General features: G+C 53.4%; 1 protein-coding gene. It reads left to right on the top strand.

What is annotated here, in order from left to right; all coding sequences use genetic code 11:
• Nucleotides 1-90: 90 nt before the first annotated feature.
• The gene (locus POTG_RS02205) at nt 91-1,539 is read left to right on the top strand and encodes an IS5 family transposase (protein ID WP_009223158.1); all 1,449 of its coding nucleotides are present in this window, start codon (nt 91-93) and stop codon (nt 1,537-1,539) included.
• Nucleotides 1,540-1,553: the final 14 nt, after the last annotated feature.

The raw sequence follows: 1,553 nt of genomic DNA, 5'->3' as shown, positions 1-1,553 counted from the left end.
AAGTCCGGTGAAAAAGTCCGCGTAAGCAGGCCTTTATCACGGGTTTGTCGAATTTATATCGTAACACGATGATCGAAAGAGTGATTGAACATGAAAGCCTATAAGTCATCGGCTATCCAGCCTCAGATGTTCCAATTTGTGGATATGGATGAACTCGTACCGAAAAAGCACATCCTGCGCCAACTGAACGAAGCGCTTGATTTTTCCATCGTCCATGATTGGGTGGCGCCGCTGTATACGGAACGTACCGGACGCCCGGCGGCTGACCCGGAGCGGATGGTTCGACTCATGCTGCTTTCGTATTTGTTCAACCATTCCGAACGGGAATTGTATCAACTGTTGCCCATGCATGGGGGCTACTTGTGGTTTTGCGGACTGGATTTCGAATCCGTCTTGCGCCCGGATCCATCCAGGCCGTCCCTGCCGGATCGGACGACCTTGGTGAAGACCCGGAAATTGTGGCGAAAACACGGTATTTTCGACACGCTCATGAAACATGTCGTCGATCAGTGCATCGCCGCCGGACTGGTCCAACCCGATGTAGATGCGGGAGTCGACGGTTCCCAAGTACGCGCCAACGCTTCTATCCACAGCTTGAAAGAAATCACTCTGGCCCCTGTGGAGTCGATTGAAGACTACCTGGCTCGCATGGCCCGGCAAGACGAGCAACCCGAAGGTGACGCCGCTGATTCCGATGATGACAGACGGCCGCCCGCACCGCCCACGCGAACAGAACGGCGTCTGGAAGACGAAGCGACACATGAAGATTTTCATGGCAAAACGTTCTCGAACAAGACCCACCGCAGCGTGACGGACCCGGATGCTCGCTTGTACAAAAAGAGCAACGGTCAGGAAGCGCATTTGCGGTATTTGGTGCATCATGTGACGGATGTCAAATCCGGCGTCATTCTGGCTACGCAAGCGAGCATCGCGTCCGGAACGGCTGAGCGCGAGACGAGCTTGCAGCAGCTGGCCGCGATCCGTTTTGCCCATCCGCAAATCCGGATTCGCACGCTTTCTGCCGATAAAGCCTACGGTACGACAGATTATCTGCGATCGCTGTTCGAGCAAGGGATTATTCCTCTGGTTTCGCTTCGCAACCTGGCACTGGAAGATGTACCGACTTGGAAACGCCAAACGAACGATCCGGAGAAACAACGCAAGCGTCTGGCCAAAATCCGAGAAATCCAAATCCGCAACAAAGCCAAACAAATTCAGCTCAAGGGTTCTTACCGTCATCTGCAAAAGTTACGGACGCGGTGCGAGCATGTGTTTGCCGAAAGCAAAGTCGCGCATGGCCTGGGTCGCGCGCGGAGCCGCGGCCTGGATTGCATGCAGGAGCAGGCACTGCTCACGGCAATCGTTCAAAATCTGAAAAAACTATGCCGGTTTAAGAAGAAACGACCTCAAACCGGTATTTCGGCATGTCCAAAACCGAAATCCGTGATGATGGAGGTGGTGTCGGACCTGCTCATTTCGGTGTTGGTTGGGTTGTTTTCCTCTTTTTTCATGCCGAAGAGACGGATACAACTGACTTAAATCACCGGACTTTT

Source organism: Paenibacillus sp. oral taxon 786 str. D14, from assembly GCF_000159955.1.
GTDB classification, from domain to species: domain Bacteria; phylum Bacillota; class Bacilli; order Paenibacillales; family Paenibacillaceae; genus Fontibacillus; species Fontibacillus phoenicis.
The sequence above is the reverse complement of the archived record's forward strand: the minus strand, read 5'-3'. Positions and strand labels throughout refer to the sequence as shown.